Source organism: Streptomyces sp. NPDC012637, assembly GCF_042954805.1.
Taxonomy (GTDB): Bacteria; Actinomycetota; Actinomycetes; order Streptomycetales; family Streptomycetaceae; genus Streptomyces.
The window spans coordinates 597,052-614,931 of sequence record NZ_JBIBDS010000006.1 but is presented as its reverse complement, the minus strand read 5'-3'; the positions used below and the strand labels follow the sequence as shown (position 1 = coordinate 614,931).

Here is a 17,880-nt window from a genome sequence, read left to right as displayed (position 1 = left end):
GGGCGGCCCGGAGTGACGGGTGGGGTGCACCGTCACTCCGGGCCGGTGCCGGTGGGGTCGACAGCCTGGTTGACGCGCTGGCCGATGCTACGGAGGGTCCGCTGCTGGGCCTGGGTGAGCGGGTCGAACACTAGGCGGCGGACCTCCTCGACGTGACCCGGGGCGGTGGCGACGACCTTCTCCCAGCCTGTTTCGGTGAGGATCGCCAGGGTGTAGCGGCCGTTGTCCGGATCGGGGGTGCGGCGCACCCAGCCCTGCTTCTCCAGGCGCTTGACGACGTGGGACAGGCGTGAGAGGGAGCCGTTGGTGAGGACCGCCAGGTCGCTCATCCGCATGGTGCGTTCGGCGGCCTCGGACAGGGTGGCGAGGACCTGGTACTCGAAGTGACTGATCTGGGCGTCGCGCTGCAACTGCGCGTCCAGCGCGTTCGACAGGTTGATCACCATGGCGGTCAGGGAGAGCCAGGTCTGCCTCTCCTCGGCGTTCAGCCAGCGGGGTTCACATGCGTCCATGGCCTCATCCTAGCTTGACCATTCAAGTTAAATCCAACCCTTTCGCTTGACGCTTCAAGTCTCGCGCGTTAGCTTCGAAATTGAAGGTTCAAGTCAATGAATGGGAAGTCCCCTAATGAACACCGCCCTGTGGGTCATTGCCAGTGTCCTCGCGCTCGTGTTTCTGACGGCCGGGCTGATGAAGATCAGCCAGCCGCGCGAGAAGCTGGCCGCCTCCGGCATGGCCTGGACCGCAGACTCCTCCCCGGGGACCGTCAAGACGGTCGGCGCCGTCGAGGTGCTCGGCGCCGTGGGGCTGATCGTCCCGGCCGCGCTCGGCATCGCGCCGGCCCTGGCGGCTTGGGCCGCCCTCGGACTCGCGGCGACCATGCTCGGCGCCACCGTGCTGCACCTGCGCCGCAGGGAGGCGAAGGCCCTCCCGATCGCCCTGGTCCTGTTCGTCCTGGCCGCCGAGGTGGCCTGGGGCCGCTTCGGCCCCTACGCCTTCTGAAACCCCCCGTCCCCTCCAGCGTGATCTTGAAGACAAGGAGTTTCGCCATGATCAACCGCCGCAACGTCCTGAAGGGCGCGGGCACCGCCGCCCTGGGCGCTCTCGTCCTCACCGCGGTAGCCACCGGAACCGGCCTGGCAGCCTCGGCCACGAGCAGCCCGGACCCGATCGGCGACCCGGCCGTCACCTCACAGACCGAGTCGCATTGGCCGGCCAACCTGACCCATGAGGAGCGCAAGAACCTGGAGACCTTCGACGAGCTGGACTTCGAGGTCTTCTCCGGTCAGCAGTGGGACCGGATCGACGAGAGCCACGCGGAGAACATCCGCGTCCACTGGCCCGACGGCCACTACACGGACGGCATCGACCAGCACCTCGCCGACATGAAGAGCCAGTTCGCCTGGGCGCCGGACACGCGCATCACCGAACACCCCAACCGCATCGCCAAGGGCAACCTGACCTCGGTGACCGGAGTCATGCAGGGCACCTTCACAAAGCCCATGCCGGACGGCAAGGGCGGCTTCATCCAGCCGACGGGCAAGAAGTTCTCCATCAACATGGTCACGGTCGGCATCTGGAACAAGGACGGCGTGATGCAGGAGGAGTTCCTCTTCTGGGACAACAACACCTTCTACAAGCAGCTCGGCCTCGCCTGACCCGTGCGTGGCCCGGCGGTGCCGGAACCGCCGGGCCACGCAACAGCGAAGGCCCCCGACCCCCTGCCTCACCACCCACCGCGACTGCATCGCTGGCCTTCACCACGTCGGGTCGGCGACGTCGCCCGGCCCCATGTACGTCAGGACGCCGTCCACGACTCCCTCCGTGCCTGGGCCGCTGTCCTTGGCGGCCGGCTCAGGCTCGTAGTCGACGAGGGCGTGCTCGCCGCGCGGGTAGCCGCACGCCCCGGCGCCGTAGAACGTCGCCTGGCACGGGCCGGGACCCTCGTAGGTGTGGTGAGTGATCCTTCGGTGCTGGCCCTCCTGGCGGCGGACCGGGGCCATCACGTCCTTCGCCAGGGTCTCCGCCCAACCGCCGGGCACCATCGGGTTCCCGGCCGGCCAGGCCATCTTCCGGACCTGCTCCAGCACCGCGGCGTACCGCGGGTCCCTGCGAGCGTCGGCGCGGGCGGACGGGTTGAAGTCGCTGATCGAGCTCACGCGGCGGGGGCGACTTCCGGGTGAGTGAAGGCCACCGGCTTGCCGAGCTTGCGCGCGTAGGCGATCTCAGCGCGGGTGGAGTCGCCGATGTAGTCGCCGACGAAAGCGCCTGACTTCGAGATTTCTGAGGCGCTGGCACCACGAACTTGGCCTTGGCGGCCGGGATCGGTGCCCGGTGGGCCGATCCGTGGTCAGCCGACTTCAGGTACCACGACAGGCGGAGCAGGCTCCTCCGCGCTGACACGCCGGATGTGGCCCACCCACGAGTCCGGCGTCAGGGAGGACCACTCAACGTCGATCTCAACGTCGTGGAATATGCGAGTGAGGTCCGCAAGCTGTGTGAAGATCGCCGTCTGTACCTCCTCAGGGGGCGCGTCCGGGGGCATCGGGACCTTGCCGCATCCGCCACCCGAGTCGTCGGCGATGAACGTGTAGGGCCACACGTCTTGCCTAGTCAGCAGGATGATCTCCTTCGGTATGCCGAAGGGGGCTCTTGTCTTGGGTCGTCTCGCCACGGTGCCATCCAACCTGACGGACCGCGCCGTCAGGCACCCGCCATACACACCTCAGCCACCGCAACCAGGCCTGACCAGGGCCGCATGACGCACCCACCCAGGTGATGATGGGGCTCCTTGAAAATGGCTGTGGCGGATATTTCGTGACGGTCACGGTGTCGTCCGACATTGGGGGTGGCGGCCGCGTAGGGCAAGCGACATAGCTCTTGGATAGGCAGCTGCTACCGAGAACGGCGCTGCTTCCCCGTGCCGTGACTGGGGTCGAAGCTCCGCCCGCCCGTCGTCGAGGAAGTGGTGCAGCAACCGGGACGGCCCCCGTCACACCGAGCCTGAGGCAGAGGGGACGGCGGCCGGGCCAGGAACGGACACCAGGAGGCCGGGCGCCCCGTGATGGGGGTGCCCCGCCTCCTGCCGCTCAGCTCAGGCGTCGAGGTCCTCGCCAAGGAGGACGAAGAGGAGGTCGTCGATGGGGTCGTCCTGCAGGAACTTGAACGACTCGTCCTTGAAGCCGTGCGGGTCGCTCAGCAAGGATCCAGTCGGCGGGATGTCGGCTGCGGAGGCCGACCCCGCGGCCGATCCCAGCGCAATCAGCGCGGCCGCGGAGGCAATGGCGATTCGTGAGGTGGTGTTCTTCATGCCCACCCAACGATCATCACCGGCACGGCGTTGCGGCCTCCGTTCTAGTGTGACGGAGCGACCTGATGGCGATATCTGGATTCGGCCGCGGCGCACATTTCGTGACGTGTAGTTCTAAACATCCCCGGAGCGTCGCCGTCGCTCCAGCGTCGGGTTGAAGGAGTGGCTGACGACGGTGGCCGTCGAGCTTGGCGGCCGGCCCGGCGAGCGACTGTGCCGCAAGCTGAATCTGGCGGCGGGCCGAAACCGCTTGCTGGGACTGTTGGAGGAACCGCCGACGCCGGAGCGGGCACCGCGGGTCCTCGGCGTGGACGAGTTCGCCTTCCGCCGCGGGCGCCGGTACGGCAACATCCTGGTCGACGTCGGGAGCGGCCGGGTGGTCGACGTCCTGCCCGACCGTACCTCGGAGACCTTCGCCAGCTGGCCGACTGCCCATCCGGGTGCGGAGATCATCTGCCGCGACCGAGCCAGCTCCTATACCAAGGCGGTCAAGGAAGCCGCCCCGGCCGCCCTGGAGATCGCGGACCGCTGGCACCTGCTCCAGAACCTCTCCAACGCCGTTGAGAAGACGTGCCATCAGCACCGGCCGTGCCTCAAGAAGCACGCGGAACGGGGAGGGGACCGCCCCATCCAGATGCCGCTGGTGGACGCGCTGCCGCCCACGCGCATCGTCCAGCGCGTTCTCCACCACCACGCGGAAGTCACGCGCACGGACGCCGCCGGCCACCCGCTCAGCGACATCGCCCGCCGCCTCGGCCTCGACCGCAAGACGGTCCGCCGCTATCGCGACACCAGCCTCGTCCACCTTCTCGACAGCGCCCGTGACCGCCGTCCCGAGCAGTTGGACGCCTTCAAGCCGTACCTACAGCAGCAGTACGCCGCAGGCATCACCAACGGCCGCACGCTGTTCCAGCAGATCCGCGAGCGTGGATTCCGCGGCGGCTACTCGACACTCACCCCCTACCTGCGAACCCTGAAAGCCGGTACGGCTCTGGCCGCACCAGCGGAAATCCCGAGCCCGCGCCGCATCACCGCATGGATCATGCGCGACCGCGACAGCCTCAGCACCCAGGAGACCGAGCACCTCGACCAGGCCCGCCTCGCATGCCCAGATATCGCACGGGCATGCGACCTCGCCCGAGCCTTCACGGACCTTGTCCGCAAGCGCCGAGGCCAACTGCTGACCGCTTGGATCCGGCAGGCCGAGCAATCCGACGTCGTACCCGTCACCAAGTTCGCCGCGTTCCTCCGCCAGGACATCGACGCTGTCACCGCCGGCCTCACCCACGAATGGAGCGCCGGCAGAGTCGAGGGCCACGTCAACCGAGTGAAAACGATCAAGCGAGCCATGTACGGCCGCGCCTCGTTCCGACTTCTTCGCATCCAAATCCTCACCCGGCCGTGATCACGCAATCGCCCAGCTCAGCGACCTACCGCCACAGATCCGCGCCGTCGCGTCCACTCGGATCCATCCTCAGCAAGTCCTCGTGAAGGCCCGTGAGGGGGCGACCAGTGGACGACCCGTCGTCACCAGCCTCCATGACCACCCAGCCGGCATCCACCCCGGACACGTTCACGTCCCCACCGCAATCCAACTCGTCAACCGCAGTGAAGACGGCTTCGTAGGCAACAGCCCGTGCCAGGAGCACCAGGTCGCTCCTGTCCGCCCCCGCGTCCAGCAGACGCTGGGCCGCCGCCACCTGCTCCAACGCTCCCGGGCCTGCCCAGCCGTCGATCGCACCACGCCACAGTGAACGGAGCAGCACGAAGCGCGCCAGCTGCGGCTGGTCCTCATCGATCTCCGACCTCGCCCAATCGGAAGCATCAGCCGCGTCGAGCGCCTCGAACTGCATCCGAAGCGACTCCGCCGCAGTCCGCTTCGACGGAGCAAGTCCAGACAACCACGACTGCCAAGTCGTCTCGGCATCATCCATCGCACCAGGATGCCCCACCGGTCACCTCACATCAGCAAGACCAATCGTTCACGGAAGCGCGGCCAGAACCTTGAAACGCCACACGCCCTGCTCGGGGGTGACCCAGACCTGCTCGATGGATCTCCCCACCCGTACGGCATCTGACGGCCCTCCACTCAAGAAGCCGCGATGACTGTGGGTCGTCATCCCGGCTCGAGCGCCGCCCCGACCGGCCAGTACTGCCGCGATCGGGGCGGTGATGCATCTGCTGGCCGCCGCTCATCGAGGAGCGCCAGGACTTGTCCTCGACGAGCGGTATCCCGGCCGACACCGCCTATCGTGTGTTGCCGGCCTGGCGGTCTGGCCTCACTTCAGGTGTCGAGTGAAGAACTGGGCCGCGGCGACCCCCGCGAACTGCGGGACGCCGGCGTGCCCGCCCATGTTGGCGTGCAGGGTCTTCTCCTTGGAGCCGAAGGCGTCGAACAGGTCCAGGGCCGCCTGCCGGTCGTTCCCTTCGTCGTCCCACTGCAGCAGGACGTGCAGCGGAATGGTGACCTGGCGGGCCTCCTCGAACATGGCGCGAGGGACGAAACTCCCGGCGAACAGAACAGCGGCCGAGATGCGCGGCTCGACCACCGCCAGCCGGGTCCCGATGGAGATCACTCCACCCGAGTACCCGACCGGGCCGCCGATCTCGGGCAGCGACAGGAGGGCGTCCAGGGCGGCCTGCCATTCCGGGACCGCCTTGTCGACCAGGGGGAGGATGAGAGCGTCGATGATCTCGTCGCTGACCGGCTCACCGGCCTCCATCGCCCGGCGCAGGTCGGCGACGGCCTGCTCGGCGGCGGGCAGGCGGGGCCGGTCGCCGCTTCCGGGGAGCTCGATGGTGGCCGTGGCGAAGCCGTCTGCCGCGGAGTGCCGGGCTCGGGCTACCAACCGGGGGTACATCTTGCGCAGCCCGAGAGGAGGAGGGCTGAGCAGGATCAGTGGCGCCGGTGCGGATGCTGATCCGGATCCGGGCGTCCACAGGATGCCGGGGATCTCACCGAGGGTGAATTCGCGCTCGATGACAGCGCCGTCGAGACGCTGTTCAGAAGTGAAGTGCACGGTCGTGCCTTTCGGGAGTGCCATTGACGGCGCTCCCGGACGACCTATCGCCCGACCGTGACCCCAGAGGGGAGCACCCATGTCGATACGTTCACGGGTACCACCTCCTCGCTCTCCAGCACGGCCTTCGGAAATTTAGCAGTGCTCACTGTGGTCCGCCAACGGTTTTGCCGAGGCACCGTGGCCGGCGCTGACCTGGGACGGCCCGCACACTCCACGAGCGGCGGCCCGGTCGCCGGACGGCGCGACGCTCGTTGAAACTCCCCACTTCGTTGAACGCCGGAGCGACTGAGGAGAGGAGCGAGCCAGGGTCCACCTCTGGTCCGCCCAACCGTGGACGAGCTGTCCTCGCTCCAACTCGCTTTCCAGCGTGGCGATGTGCGTATCACTGAGCCTCGGCCGGCCCGGGGATCCCATCGACAGGACCCCGGCTTCGCCACCCTCGCGCCACTGACGACGCCACCGCTCCACGGACCGCTCGCTGACCCGCAGCACGGCAGCGATCTCCCGGTTCCTCTGCCCGCCCTTGAAGCGTTCCACGGCCTGCAGCCGCACCCGCTCCCGCGCGGCCCTCCCGGCGTCGGTCAGCCCGCCGCCCTGCGCGCATCTCACAGTCCAGGGCTATCGGAACGGTCCTACCGCCGTCACGCAAACGGCTCCGACATCACTCAATCAAGTTCAGTAGCCATCGAGAGGCAATCCAGCCGAAGAGTTTGAAGAACATCGAAAGCGTTGCCCAAGATGGCTGGCGTTGGGGAGCCTTGGGTACACGGTCAGGCGTCGAGTCAGGCGACGCCTGCACTGTGTCTTCGGCTCAGTGATCACCTGCGTAAGACATGCCCTCGAGTCAGCTTCGGTTTCGACAAAGGAACGAATATGCGTGAGGTCCGCCGGTTCTTCAGCTTGGCATCAGCAGCGATTCTGCTTGCCACAGGGCTCGTGGCAGGGTCCTCGGGCACCGCCCTGGCCGCCAGATCGGACTGCGAAGGAGGTGTGAACGGATTCACCGACATTCCCAACAGCCAGACCGGCCGTGGCATAGCAGGCGGAGGGCTGGTCGTGACGGGCGGCGGCGAGATCGGCTCTTCCGCCTCGTACGGGATGCAGGCCGGCTACGTCAACGGGCAAGAGATGGGCTGGGGATACCTTCAGTTCCACAGCACGGGCTGGCACACGTACGGTGACGTCTGGATGGACGTCACCAACGACGGCGGGAACTCGTGGATCCAGTGCGGCCCATTTACCACGCTGTACAACAGAATCACGACCGCTGCCTACCCCACCAGCTCCTCCCCGAGCCGCGCCTTCCGTGTCTGCGGTTCGCTGTGGCCCGGAAACGCTGGCATCTCTTGCACGGGCTGGTGGTAGACCGCTGCACCGTGAGGGCCGGAGGCGGCCCTGTCATCTGGGCGGGGACCGCCGCGGGCTCAGCCCGGAGAACGGAGCTGTCAGGATGGCTCCGGCGTCGTGATCACCAGTCACTGTGAAGGCCGGGTAACCCGTACGGCGCGTTCGGCGGGGCGGGTCACCCGGCCGGTTCGTACGGTCGCGATGGCACCCATCAGGACAGGTGTGGTCGAGGGCGGTCCTGCGTACTTCGCACGGTGCGGGACCGCTGTCCTCCGTCCGGCGCAGCGATGAGGGCGTGGTGGGCTCGGTCGCACGATCGTCCGCTGGGGAGGCTGCATCGGTTGAGGGCGCTGGTGGTGCGTTCGGGGTCAGCGACTCGTGTAGTTCAGCCGCCGCCCTGAATCGAAGTCGGGTGGCCGTCCGCCGCGTGAGCCTTTGCGCAGGCGGGCGGCCTGGCTGTCGGTCTTCTCCGGGATGGTGTGCTGGATACCCCGACGCCGCAGGTACTCACGACAGGGCCGATTGTTATAGGCCTTGTCGGCGGCTGGTCGAGCCGGACGGCATCTGGGGCGGGCAGACCTCGCTGGAGCGGCATCGCGCGCTGATCGCCCGCCTCGCCGCACAGCCCGCCCCTGCCCGGCCGGCCGTTCTGCAGGTCTCCGGCGAGAGCTTGAAGGCGAAGCGGCTGCTGCTGCGCGCACTCGCCCGGGAGACGGACGACGAACTCGTCTCCTACCGAGCCGGAATGGACGTCCGCACGGCGAACTGGCACCGCAGCGCCTTGTGCCGCCTGCTCCACCTGGACAAGGAGAGCGACCCGCCAGCGGCTCCTCGAGACGCCGCCCGCACCGTCGGGCTGCTGCCCGCGAGCACGCGGGGCGTCCCCGACGGCCGCTGGCCCATCGTCGCCGCCCCCACCACCGACGGGATCCGTCGGCGCGGGATCGAGCGCGGCCGGCCCGTACAGCTCGCCATCCCCGGCCTGCCCGACTTCCCCCGCACCCCGCCCCCGCCAGCTGCGGGCCCGGCCCGGCACCTGGTGCTCCTTCGCCCGGCGCCGACCGCCCGTCCGCTTCCGCTGCTTCTTCCCGTCCGCCCGATGGAGACCGCCGCATGAACACCCACACCCTCCGGCACAAGGACGACCACGCCCTCGCCGCCCGCGCGGAGTCGTCCGAGTACCTCGCCGGGATCCTCGCGGCCGCCGAACTCGACGTCGTCGGCCAACCGGCCAAGCTTCCCGAACTGCTCTTCCCCGACCTGGGCCCCGACGCCGTACGACGCGTGTGGGACACCGCCTTCGTCGTCGGCTACCGGCTGCGCAAGCTCGCCGAACACCCGCGCTGGGACGACGCCGCCCTGCGCCGCCTCAAGACCGAGCTGGCCGGCGCCGGGTACGGGGCGATGGCCCAGCTCACCGAGCGGCGGCCGCCGTGAGCCCGACCGGGCCCGCGCCGACGACCAGGACGTCGAGGACGGACGGGGGCCTGCCACGGAGCGTGTCGGTGTCGCTGCACATGGTCGGCGCCTTCCTGGGAGGGGTCCGAGGGCACCACTCCTCCATGGTCGGCCGCCGCGGCCGGCGCTGCACCCCGCGCCCGCGCACCGGGGGCTCAGTCCAGGTCGAGCACCTCGCGGAGCGCCGCCACCGCGTGGTCGCGGTGCTCGTCGAGCCATCGCACCGCCGCCGCCTCGTCGCCCTCGCCCACCGCGGAGATGACCGCACGGTGTTCGTGGACCGCCTGCTCCCGGTGCGGGTCCTCGGCGTAGTAGAGCGCGCGGTACGCGTCGGTGGCGTCCCACAGGGTGGCGATCAGGCGCACCAGGCGCGGCATGCCGGAGGCCTCGATCAGGGTGAAGTGGAAGCGCCGGTTGGCCTCGGCCATGGCCGTGACGTCGCCCGCGCCTGCCGCCCGCTCGACCTCCTCCTGGATCCGCTCCAGCGTGCCGGTCAGCCCGTCCGGCATCCTGGCGAGCGCGGCGCGGACGGCCTCCGTCTCCAGGAGCTGCCGGATCCGGTAGATCTCCTCCAGGTCGGCCATGGACAACTCGGCGACGAAATAGCCCCGGTGGACGTGGTGCACCACCAGGCCCTCGGCCTCCAGGGCCTTCAGCGCCTCCCGCAGCGGGACCCGGCTCACGTCGAGGCTCGCCGCGAGGGAGTCCTGCCGGATCGGGTCCCCAGGCCGCAACTCCCCGGTGGTGATGGCGCGTCGGAGCTCCTCCAGGACGAACTGCTGGGCGGTCGGTGGCCGCCGCCGCTCCGCCGTGCCGCTCTCCGCCGTGCCGCTCATCGCCGTGTCCCTTCGAGGTCCGCCCGTGCTGGCCCCGTTCGTTCGCGCCCCGTCAGTCCCAGCTCCGCCAGGACCTCGGCGGTGTGCTCGCCGAGGCGCGGGGGAGCGGAGCGGTAGGCGGCGGGCGTGGCGCCGAAGGCGACGGGGTGGGCGACCTGCCCCGGTCCGGCGGCCTCCTCCGGGACGCGCGGTCCGAGCCCGAGCCGGTCGGCGAGCGCGAAGGCACCGGACAGGTCGTTGATCGGCCCGCAGGGCACGCCGGCCGCGGTCAGCTCCTCGAACCAGGCGTCGGCGGTGCGCGCCGAGAGCCGCCCCGCCAGCTCGGCGGCCAGCTCCTCCCGGTGCGCGACGCGCGCGGTGTTGGTGGCGAAGCGGGGGTCGTCGGCGAGCCCGGGGCCGCCGATCCGTTCGCACAGGGCGCGGAACTGGCGGTCGTTGCCGACGGCGAGCACGAGCGGGCGGTCGCTCGCCTCGAACACCTCGTACGGGGTGATGCTGGGGTGCCGGTTGCCCAGGGCGCGGGGCACGACCCCGGCGGCGAGGTGGGCGGACGCCTGGTTGGTGAGCGCGGAGAGCAGGGAGGTCAGCAGCGACACCTCGATCCGCTGGCCCTCGCCGGTCCGCTCGCGGTGGCGGAGTGCGGCCAGGACGCCGAGTCCCGCGTGCAGGCCGGTGATGACGTCCACGAGCGCGACGCCCGCCTTGGTGCCGGGGCCGCCGGGCTCGCCGGTGACGCTCATCAGCCCGCCCATGGCCTGCACGAGCAGGTCGTAGCCGGGCAGCGCGGCGCCCTCGGCGGAGCCGAATCCGGTCACGGAGCAGTAGACGAGGCCGGGGTTGGCGGTCCGCACCCGCTCGTAGCCGAGGCCGAGCCGGTCCATGGTGCCGGGGCGGAAGTTCTCCACGAGGACATCGGCCCGCTCGACGATCGCCCGGGCGGTCTCCAGGTCGGCCGGATCGCCCAGATCGAGCGCGACGGAACGCTTGTTGCGGTTCACCCCGAGGAAGTAGGTGGCCTGGCCGGCGGCGAACGGTGGGCCCCACGCGCGCGTGTCGTCGCCCGAACCGGGGCGCTCGATCTTGATCACCTCGGCGCCGAGGTCCGCGAGGAGCATCGTCATGTACGGGCCGGCGAGCACCCGGCCGAAGTCGGCGACGACGATCCCGGACAGGGCGCCGTCCGCAAGGCCTGCCGGCCTCCCGGACAGGGCACTGTCCGCAGGGCCTTCCGGCCGTTCCGCCCGCATACCGCTCTCCTTCGTGGCCCCGCGCCGGGGCCGTCGGATCCAGCCGGTCCACGCCGGACCGTACGCTTCGGTGATCGCACATTCAATACTGGATCCAATATCCGATCTCCCGCTAGGCTGCGGCTCGCCGAGTTGCCACTGTCGCCAGGAGGCCGTCCGTGAAGTCGCCGAAGTCCCCGAATCCGTCGCCCGTCCACCCGCTCGACCTGTTCGCGATCGACGGGCTCCTGACGGACGAGGAGCGGGAGATCCGCCGCACCGTACGGGCGCTCGCCGACCGCGAGCTGCGCCCGCACGTCGCCGGGTGGTTCGAGGCGGGCGCCATCCCCGCCCGCGAGCTCGCCCGCACCCTGGGCGGCCTCGGCGTCCTCGGCATGCACCTGGAGGGCTACGGCTGCGCGGGCACCAACTCCGTGGCGTACGGCCTGGCGTGCATGGAGCTGGAGGCCGTCGACTCCGGCCTGCGCTCGCTGGTCTCCGTGCAGGGCTCGCTCGCCATGTACGCGATCTGGAAGTTCGGCTCCGAGGAGCAGAAGCAGCGCTGGCTGCCCGGCATGGCGGCCGGCGAGTACATCGGCTGCTTCGGCCTCACCGAGCCGGACGCCGGCTCCGACCCGGGCGCGATGCGCACCAACGCCAAGCGCGACGGCGCGGACTGGGTGCTCAACGGCACCAAGATGTGGATCACCAACGGCTCCGTCTCCGACGTCGCCGTCGTCTGGGCCCGCACCGAGGACGGCGTCCGCGGCTTCGTCGTGCCCACCGACACCCCCGGCTTCAGCGCGCCCGAGATCAAGCAGAAGCTCTCCCTGCGCGCCAGCGTCACCAGCGAACTGGTCATGGAGGACGTGCGGCTGCCCGCCGACGCGGTCCTGCCCGGCGCGCGCGGCCTCTCCGGCCCGCTCGGCTGCCTCAACGAGGCGCGCTTCGGCATCGTCTTCGGCGCCCTCGGCGCCGCCCGCGACTGCCTGGAGACGGCGATCTCGTACGCCGGCGACCGCACCGTCTTCGCCCGGCCGCTCTCCTCGTACCAGCTGACGCAGCAGAAGCTCGCCGACATGGCCCTGGAGCTCGGCAAGGGCATGCTGCTGGCCGTCCACCTCGGCCGCCTCAAGGACGCCGGGACGCTCGCCCCCGAGCAGATCAGCCTCGGCAAGCTGAACAACGTCCGCGAGGCCATCGCGGTCGCCCGCGAGTGCCGCACCATCCTCGGCGCCAACGGCATCACCCTGGAGTACCCGGTGCTGCGCCACGCCAACAACCTGGAGTCGGTCCTCACCTACGAGGGCACCAGCGAGGTGCACTCCCTGGTCATCGGCAAGGCGCTCACCGGCGAGCAGGCCTTCCGCTGACCCCGTCGGCGGGGCCCCGGCCGGGACCCCGCGGTGCCGGCTCTCAGCCGGCCGTCACCCGGTCCACGAAGGCGTTGAGGTTGCCCGTCATCCGGTCGACCTGCTCCTCCAGGGTCAGGGACTCCTCCTGTCGCCGGCCGCGCAGCTTCGGCTGCCGCCTGCCCCGCACGTACAGCGGGCAGGCGAGGTCGGCGCAGACGTAGGTGCCCACCGTGTTGCCCTCGCGGCCCCGCGTGCCCGCCAGCGGCGCGGCGAGCAGGGTCACGCCGGAGGAGGCGTGCGAGGTCAGGCAGATCTGGCACATGCTCGACTTCGTCGCGCTGGTACGGCCCACCGCCGGCACCCGCAGCGTGATGCCGACGGGACCCTCGGCGCGCGGCACCACCAGGTGGGCGCGCAGCGGCGCGCCCGGGTCGACCCAGCCCAGGAAGTCCAGGTCCTCCCACGGCAGTTCGGCGAAGTCGAGCGGCAGCTTCATACGGGCCGCGTCGCCCTTCGTGCAGTTCACGAAGGACGAACGGATCTCTTTCTCGGTCAGTGGTTCCACCCGGCGACCGTAACCCGAGTGTTTGCCCGGGGCATCCGATTATCGGGCGCCCGGCCGCGCCTCAGGCCACCCAGTCCGGCAGGTGCGGGTCCGCGAGCCGGGCCGGAGCCCCGTCCAGGGCCGCCGCGAGCCGCTCCGCCGCCGTCTCGTACACCTCGCTCGGCAGCGCGTACGGGATCCGCAGCCGGTGCTCGTGGGTCCCGGGATCCACCCCGAACCGGGCACCGCCCTCCACCCGCACCCCGTGCCGCAGGGCCCGCGCCGCGAGCTGCGAGGCGAACGGCCGGCCGAGGTCGATCCACAGGCACAGCCCGCCCGGCGGAAGCGTCCACCGCCACTCCGGCAGGTGCCGGGCGAGCGCCGACACCAGCGCCTCCCGGCGCCGCCGCAGCTCCGCCGCCCGCCCGGGCAGCAGCGGGTCGATCCGGTCCAACAGGGCGACGGCGACCAGCTGGTCGAGCACCGAGCCCGCGAGGTCGTGGGTGATCCGCACCCGCGCCAGCTCCGTGACCACCCGCGAGGACGCCCGGGCCCAGCCGACCCGTAGCCCGCCCCAGCAGCTCTTGCTGAGCGAGCCCACGCTGATGATCTGCTCCCCGGTGCCCGGACCGGCCGACGCGGCGAACGGCCGCGGCGCCGGCACGTCCAGGGCGATGTCGGACAGCGTCTCGTCCACCACCAGCCACGTTCCGGTGGCCCGCGCCGACCGGGACACCTCCCGCCGCTGCTCGTCCGGCATCAGGCGGCCCGTCGGGTTGTGGAAGTCCGGGATGAGATAGGCGAGCCGGGGCGCCGTCTGGCGCAGCGCCGCGTCGACGAGACCGCTGTCCCAGCCCGCCTCGGTGACCGGCACCGGGGTGATCCGCATCCGGTGGCCGCGCATGGCGTCCAGGGCGTTGGTGTACGAGGGGTTCTCGGCCAGGACCCGGTCGCCCGGACCGCCGAGCAGCGCGAGGGCCAGCGTGAGCGCCTGCTGCGCACCCGTGGTGACGAGGATCTGCTCGGGCCGGGTCGGCAGGCCGCGTGCCGTGTACCGCTCGGCGATCGCCGCGCGCAACTCGGGGATCCCGTACGGGTGGTAGCCCTGGGCCGCCGTGTAGCGCGGCAGCTCGGCGGCGGCCTCGGAGAGGGCCTGCACCACCAGGTCGGCCGGCGCCTCGGGTGCGGCGAGCGCGAGGTCGATCAGGGATCCGGAGTCCCCGTGCAGGGCGGCCGGACCGATCGGCGACTGGCCTTCGGGCAGCGCCGTCCAGGTGCCCGCGCCCTGCCGGCTGTGCGCGTAACCGCTCTCGCGCAGCAGGTCGTACGCGGCGGTGACCGTCGTCCTGCTCACCCCGAGTGCCACCGCGAGTTCGCGTTCGGCGGGCAGCCGCATCCGCAGCGCGACCCGCCCGTCGAGCAGGGCCTGCCGCACCGCCCGGGCCAGCTCGCGGTAACCGAAGCGGCCCTCGGCGGGCGGCGTGAGCAGGGCCGCGAGCTGACGGCCGCTCAGGGTCCGGTCGGATGCGGTGACCACGGAGCGGACCACTCGACCCTCTGCCATGCCAATCACTCCTCATTGGCTGTGCTGTCCAGGCCAATAAGGCTACAGACTCCCTGTCAGTGGCCTGGTGGCCCCAGAGGAAGGAGCAGGGGAGATGTCCGGAGACTTCACCGATCGCGACGAGCGGATCTGGCAGCGGCGCGCCGAGGAGCGGATCGCCGCACCGTGGGCCCTCGGGACCTTCCTCAGGTCCCTGCGCTCCCGCCGACGGGTGCGCGGGGACCGTTGCCCCGAGGCCCTCGGCCGGTTCGCTCAGATCAGCGGCTGACCGCCGGGCGCGCCCGGCGCGGGCGGCGAGGACGAGGAGGCGTCGGCCGAGCCGCTCGCGGGCCCGGCCGTCGAGGCGCCGGACGAGGTCAGGCCCGTGGCCGGCTGCGACTCGGGACCGGAGGACTGCGTCGAGGGCGTCGTGTCCGAAGGCGTCGAGTCCGACGGGGTCGGGGTGGACGTGGACGGTGTCGGGGTGGTCGGGGTGATCGTCGACGGGCACGGCGAGGGCGTCACGCCGTTGCTGGGCGTCGGCGTCTCCGTACCCGTGATCGTCACGCACGGCACCGGGGACGACGGCGAGGTGGAGGGGGACGTCGAGGGGGACGTCGAGGGGGAGGTCGACGGCGACTTCGTCGGGGTGTGCGTGGGCGGCCGCGGGGGAGTGGTGTGCTTGTCGTGCTGGTGGCCCTTGCCGCCCGACTCCCGGGCGATCCAGCGGTCGGTGTGCGAGTCGTACACCACGAAGACGTTGATCACTGTCACGGAGGGCTGGACGACGACCACGTTGCCCGTCCGGTAGTTCGGCCACGCGGCGCCGACCTGCTTCGGCGACTGCTGGGCGACCGGCGGCGTCAGCGGGTTGCCGCAGGCGCACCGCACCCGCGGCACCCCGCGGTCGTCGACCAGGACCGCGGTGCCCGCCTGGAGCACCGACTGGTACGAGGTGGCCTTCCCGTCGCTGAAGCCGTGGTTGGTCACCCGGGTGTCCACCCGCAGCTGGAGCGAGGTCAGGGAGCGCAGATAGCCCGGCACCTCGTTGGCGGAGATGCCCAGGACCGAGGCGAAGGCCGCGTTCTTGGCGGGCTCGTCGGCCAGGAAGCGGGCCTGCTGCTCGACGTCGCAGCTCGCCGTGCGGTGCGTGCCTCCGTACAGGCCCGGCGTCGAACCCGTGACGCTGCGCGCCGCGTTGGCCGCCGTGCCGGTCTCGCTGGGCAGCGGCGGCGGCGAGACGGTGGCGCCGTCCGTGCGGGCCGTCGAACGGGTGAAGGGATCCGGGCCGCTCGCGGAGGTGTTCTGCAGGAACACCTCGCCGCCGCCCGAGCCGGCCTGGTTGCCGCCGCCACCGCCGTCGCGCACGGTCAGGACCACGACCAGCGCGACCACGGCCACCAGAATCGCCGTCAGCGAGGCGACCTTGGGCACGGAGCGCCACCACGGGCCTTGGCCGCCACCGCCGGGCGCCGCGCCTCCTCCCGTACCGCCTCCTGGGCCGCCCGGGCCGTCGCCACGGCCGCCTCCGCCGCCCGAGCCGCCGTGCGGAGGGCCGGGAGGCGGTGGCGGAGGGGTCTGGCCCGGGCGCGTGCCGGGACCCGACAGGGGGCCCGAGGGCGGACCGCTGGGAGGGACCGAGGGCTGGCCGGACGGCGGGTGGGAAGTCACTTTTTTCCCTTTCTTCCGTTCCGGGCCCATTGTGTACGCCGATCAGGGGTCACCCGCAAGCGGAAGGCCCCCGAGCGCGTCCGCGGGGAGGGTCCGCGAGCGGCCGGCCGGCAAGCGCGCTGCCGGTGGGCGGGCCCGTGCGGACGCTCCGCAAGCGGTCGGCAGCCGTCGGTATTAGCGTGGGCAAGGTGAGCACCCGGCTCCCCACCCCACCCGGCAAGGCCGCGACCGACGCCACCGGCGTCCGGACGGCCCACGCCGTCGCGTGGGCCCTCGCCGCCGTCGTCGCGGGCTACGCGGCGATGTGCCTCACCGCAGGTCTCGGACTCTGGGCCGCGGGCGCGGCCGACCTGCCGGGCGGCAGCGGCGCGTTCGTCGCCGTCCTCGCCGCGGTCGTCGTCATGGGCACCGGCGGTCAGGTCTCCCTCTCCGGAGACGCCGGATCCCTGGCCGGCACCCAGGCCGAACTCAGCGCCATGCCGCTCACCGTCACCCTGGTGGGCGCACTCGTCACCGGAAGCGTCTTCCTGCGCCCGCTGCGCCACCACGCCGTCGCGCCCGCCCGCGTCCTCCTCGCCCTCGCCGTGCCCACCGTCGTGTTCTGGCTCGCCGGACTCGGCGGACTGTGCGCACTCGCGCGGCACGACTTCCCGATCAGCCTCGGCGGAGGCACCTCCGAGGACACGGGGGACCTCGGCGACCTCTTCAAGGAACTCCTGGACGCCGCCGATCCCAAGGTCGGCTTCACCACGGACGTCGGGCCCACGCTCTTCTACGGACTGCTGTGGATCCTCGGCGTCCTCGTCGTGGCCCTGCTCGTCTCCCGCCGCACGCCGCTGCCGCCCCGGTTCGTCCGCTACCACCAGGCCGTACGGCCCGCCGCCTCCGCGATGCTGCTCCTGCTCCTCGCGTACGTGGCGGTCGCCCTGGTCATCGGCCTGGTCGTCGCCGCCACCAAGGGGCATGCCGCCGAGACCCTGGCCGTGCTGCTGCTCGGCCTGCCCAACGTGGCGTGGCTCGCGCTCGGCGTCGGCATCGGCGGCTCGTGGGACGGCCGCGTCGAGGGCCCGTTCGGCCTGCCGATGCCCCAGATCCTCGACTCCGTGCTCCGCGGCGGCGACGGCGGGCGGGACCTGTCGACCGTCGACCTGTCCAGCCTCGCCGCATACGACGCGCGCGCCTGGTGGCTCCTGCCGATCGCGGTGGTCCTCGTCCTCGCCGCCGGTTTCCTCGCCGCCGTCCGCTCGCCCGCCGGCGTCCCGCTGTGGCGGCACGCCGTCCACGTCGGCGCGGCCTTCGCCGTCACCATGCTCGTGGTCGCCCCGCTCACGAACGTCGAGGCGAGCTTCGGCCTCTCGATCCTCGGCATCGGTGACCTCGGTGGGCTCGGCGCCGACGTCGTCCTCCGGCCGCACATCTGGAAGATCGTCGGCCTGGCCCTGCTCTGGGGCCTGGTGGCCGGCTTCCTGGGCGCGCTCCTCGCGACCCGGGTCCACCGGCGCGGCGAGGTGCCGGCGGACCGGCGCCAGTGAGGTCACCAGGCCGTTTCCTTCGGATCGGGGCCGGA

At 71.4% G+C, this 17,880-nt stretch carries 20 protein-coding genes and 1 pseudogene; 9 read left to right on the top strand and 12 right to left on the bottom strand.

The window, feature by feature from the left end:
• Positions 1–32 precede the first annotated feature (32 nt).
• Complete coding sequence (locus tag ACFY8W_RS25835) at positions 33–512, bottom strand: MarR family transcriptional regulator (RefSeq protein WP_391109595.1); 480 nt, start codon at positions 510–512, stop codon at positions 33–35.
• A gap of 100 nt (positions 513–612) precedes the next feature.
• Here ACFY8W_RS25835 and ACFY8W_RS25830 point away from each other — a divergent pair, with 100 nt between their 5' ends.
• Positions 613–1,002 (top strand): DoxX family protein, encoded by a 390-nt coding sequence (locus ACFY8W_RS25830; RefSeq protein WP_391109593.1) that lies wholly within the window; start codon positions 613–615, stop codon positions 1,000–1,002.
• A gap of 47 nt (positions 1,003–1,049) precedes the next feature.
• Positions 1,050–1,658 (top strand): ester cyclase, encoded by a 609-nt coding sequence (locus ACFY8W_RS25825; protein ID WP_391109590.1) that lies wholly within the window; start codon positions 1,050–1,052, stop codon positions 1,656–1,658.
• Between the two features lie 99 nt (positions 1,659–1,757).
• On the opposite strand, the gene ACFY8W_RS25820 is transcribed toward ACFY8W_RS25825, so the two are convergent.
• The 3 genes from ACFY8W_RS25820 to ACFY8W_RS25810 form a co-directional block, all read right to left on the bottom strand.
• Positions 1,758–2,159 (bottom strand): hypothetical protein, encoded by a 402-nt coding sequence (locus ACFY8W_RS25820; RefSeq protein WP_391109587.1) that lies wholly within the window; start codon positions 2,157–2,159, stop codon positions 1,758–1,760.
• 191 nt (positions 2,160–2,350) lie between these two features.
• Positions 2,351–2,674 (bottom strand): hypothetical protein, encoded by a 324-nt coding sequence (locus ACFY8W_RS25815; protein ID WP_391109585.1) that lies wholly within the window; start codon positions 2,672–2,674, stop codon positions 2,351–2,353.
• Between the two features lie 420 nt (positions 2,675–3,094).
• Entirely contained in the window at positions 3,095–3,316 is a 222-nt protein-coding gene (locus ACFY8W_RS25810; RefSeq protein WP_391109582.1) for a hypothetical protein, read from the bottom strand.
• Positions 3,317–3,452: 136 nt separating this feature from the next.
• Here ACFY8W_RS25810 and ACFY8W_RS25805 point away from each other — a divergent pair.
• Positions 3,453–4,715: pseudogene (locus ACFY8W_RS25805) on the top strand (ISL3 family transposase); the annotation flags it as partial.
• A gap of 25 nt (positions 4,716–4,740) precedes the next feature.
• On the opposite strand, the gene ACFY8W_RS25800 reads toward ACFY8W_RS25805, so the two are convergent.
• From ACFY8W_RS25800 to ACFY8W_RS25790, 3 genes are all read right to left on the bottom strand, one after another.
• The gene (locus ACFY8W_RS25800) at positions 4,741–5,244 is read right to left on the bottom strand and encodes a hypothetical protein (protein ID WP_391109580.1); all 504 of its coding nucleotides are present in this window, start codon (positions 5,242–5,244) and stop codon (positions 4,741–4,743) included.
• Between the two features lie 345 nt (positions 5,245–5,589).
• Positions 5,590–6,330: an alpha/beta hydrolase gene (locus ACFY8W_RS25795; protein WP_391109702.1), complete on the bottom strand. Its 741-nt coding sequence runs from the start codon at positions 6,328–6,330 to the stop codon at positions 5,590–5,592.
• Positions 6,331–6,465: 135 nt separating this feature from the next.
• Positions 6,466–6,885, bottom strand: coding sequence for a helix-turn-helix domain-containing protein (locus tag ACFY8W_RS25790; protein ID WP_391109699.1), 420 nt, complete (start codon positions 6,883–6,885; stop codon positions 6,466–6,468).
• A gap of 438 nt (positions 6,886–7,323) precedes the next feature.
• Between ACFY8W_RS25790 and ACFY8W_RS25785 the strand changes: the two genes are divergently transcribed.
• The 3 genes from ACFY8W_RS25785 to ACFY8W_RS25775 all read left to right on the top strand — a co-directional run bounded on the left by ACFY8W_RS25785 (position 7,324) and on the right by ACFY8W_RS25775 (position 9,117).
• Complete coding sequence (locus tag ACFY8W_RS25785; protein ID WP_391109577.1) at positions 7,324–7,698, top strand: hypothetical protein; 375 nt, start codon at positions 7,324–7,326, stop codon at positions 7,696–7,698.
• 652 nt (positions 7,699–8,350) lie between these two features.
• Entirely contained in the window at positions 8,351–8,797 is a 447-nt protein-coding gene (locus tag ACFY8W_RS25780; protein WP_391109574.1) for a hypothetical protein, read from the top strand.
• Positions 8,794–9,117, top strand: coding sequence for a hypothetical protein (locus tag ACFY8W_RS25775; RefSeq protein WP_391109571.1), 324 nt, complete (start codon positions 8,794–8,796; stop codon positions 9,115–9,117). Before ACFY8W_RS25780 ends, ACFY8W_RS25775 begins: the two co-directional genes overlap by 4 nt.
• 176 nt (positions 9,118–9,293) lie before the next feature.
• Here ACFY8W_RS25775 and ACFY8W_RS25770 read toward each other — a convergent pair whose 3' ends face one another.
• A complete protein-coding gene (locus tag ACFY8W_RS25770) occupies positions 9,294–9,974 on the bottom strand; it encodes an FCD domain-containing protein (protein WP_391109568.1) in 681 nt (226 codons plus the stop codon).
• Positions 9,971–11,221 (bottom strand): CoA transferase, encoded by a 1,251-nt coding sequence (locus ACFY8W_RS25765; protein WP_391109565.1) that lies wholly within the window; start codon positions 11,219–11,221, stop codon positions 9,971–9,973. The genes ACFY8W_RS25770 and ACFY8W_RS25765 overlap by 4 nt, the downstream gene beginning before the upstream one ends.
• Before the next feature lie 158 nt (positions 11,222–11,379).
• Between ACFY8W_RS25765 and ACFY8W_RS25760 the strand changes: the two genes are divergently transcribed.
• Positions 11,380–12,573, top strand: a complete 1,194-nt coding sequence (locus ACFY8W_RS25760; protein ID WP_391109562.1) for an acyl-CoA dehydrogenase family protein — start codon at positions 11,380–11,382, stop codon at positions 12,571–12,573.
• 43 nt (positions 12,574–12,616) lie between these two features.
• On the opposite strand, the gene ACFY8W_RS25755 is transcribed toward ACFY8W_RS25760, so the two are convergent.
• The gene (locus ACFY8W_RS25755; protein ID WP_391109559.1) at positions 12,617–13,120 is read right to left on the bottom strand and encodes an FBP domain-containing protein; all 504 of its coding nucleotides are present in this window, start codon (positions 13,118–13,120) and stop codon (positions 12,617–12,619) included.
• A gap of 61 nt (positions 13,121–13,181) precedes the next feature.
• Positions 13,182–14,663: an aminotransferase class I/II-fold pyridoxal phosphate-dependent enzyme gene (locus ACFY8W_RS25750; RefSeq protein WP_391109555.1), complete on the bottom strand. Its 1,482-nt coding sequence runs from the start codon at positions 14,661–14,663 to the stop codon at positions 13,182–13,184.
• 94 nt (positions 14,664–14,757) lie between these two features.
• Between ACFY8W_RS25750 and ACFY8W_RS25745 the strand changes: the two genes are divergently transcribed.
• Positions 14,758–14,931 (top strand): hypothetical protein, encoded by a 174-nt coding sequence (locus ACFY8W_RS25745; protein WP_391109553.1) that lies wholly within the window; start codon positions 14,758–14,760, stop codon positions 14,929–14,931.
• Here the strand turns inward: ACFY8W_RS25745 and ACFY8W_RS25740 are convergent.
• Positions 14,916–16,313 carry a DUF6777 domain-containing protein gene (locus tag ACFY8W_RS25740; protein ID WP_391109550.1) on the bottom strand — a complete coding sequence of 466 codons (1,398 nt, stop codon included), beginning with the start codon at positions 16,311–16,313 and terminating at the stop codon, positions 14,916–14,918. The genes ACFY8W_RS25745 and ACFY8W_RS25740 overlap by 16 nt on opposite strands.
• Positions 16,314–16,501: 188 nt before the next feature.
• Between ACFY8W_RS25740 and ACFY8W_RS25735 the strand changes: the two genes are divergently transcribed.
• Positions 16,502–17,845, top strand: a complete 1,344-nt coding sequence (locus ACFY8W_RS25735) for a streptophobe family protein (RefSeq protein WP_391109547.1) — start codon at positions 16,502–16,504, stop codon at positions 17,843–17,845.
• Positions 17,846–17,880 lie beyond the last annotated feature (35 nt).

What these genes read in the sequence shown, in the direction of transcription:
- ACFY8W_RS25765 (WP_391109565.1), bottom strand. Translation starts at nt 11,221, where the DNA reads ATGCGGGCGGAACGGCCGGAAGGCCCTGCGGACAGTGCCCTGTCCGGG.
- ACFY8W_RS25770 (WP_391109568.1), bottom strand. Translation starts at nt 9,974, where the DNA reads ATGAGCGGCACGGCGGAGAGCGGCACGGCGGAGCGGCGGCGGCCACCG.
- ACFY8W_RS25750 (WP_391109555.1), bottom strand. Translation starts at nt 14,663, where the DNA reads ATGGCAGAGGGTCGAGTGGTCCGCTCCGTGGTCACCGCATCCGACCGG.
- ACFY8W_RS25775 (WP_391109571.1), top strand. Translation starts at nt 8,794, where the DNA reads ATGAACACCCACACCCTCCGGCACAAGGACGACCACGCCCTCGCCGCC.
- ACFY8W_RS25800 (WP_391109580.1), bottom strand. Translation starts at nt 5,244, where the DNA reads ATGGATGATGCCGAGACGACTTGGCAGTCGTGGTTGTCTGGACTTGCT.
- ACFY8W_RS25825 (WP_391109590.1), top strand. Translation starts at nt 1,050, where the DNA reads ATGATCAACCGCCGCAACGTCCTGAAGGGCGCGGGCACCGCCGCCCTG.
- ACFY8W_RS25830 (WP_391109593.1), top strand. Translation starts at nt 613, where the DNA reads ATGGGAAGTCCCCTAATGAACACCGCCCTGTGGGTCATTGCCAGTGTC.
- ACFY8W_RS25745 (WP_391109553.1), top strand. Translation starts at nt 14,758, where the DNA reads ATGTCCGGAGACTTCACCGATCGCGACGAGCGGATCTGGCAGCGGCGC.
- ACFY8W_RS25835 (WP_391109595.1), bottom strand. Translation starts at nt 512, where the DNA reads ATGGACGCATGTGAACCCCGCTGGCTGAACGCCGAGGAGAGGCAGACC.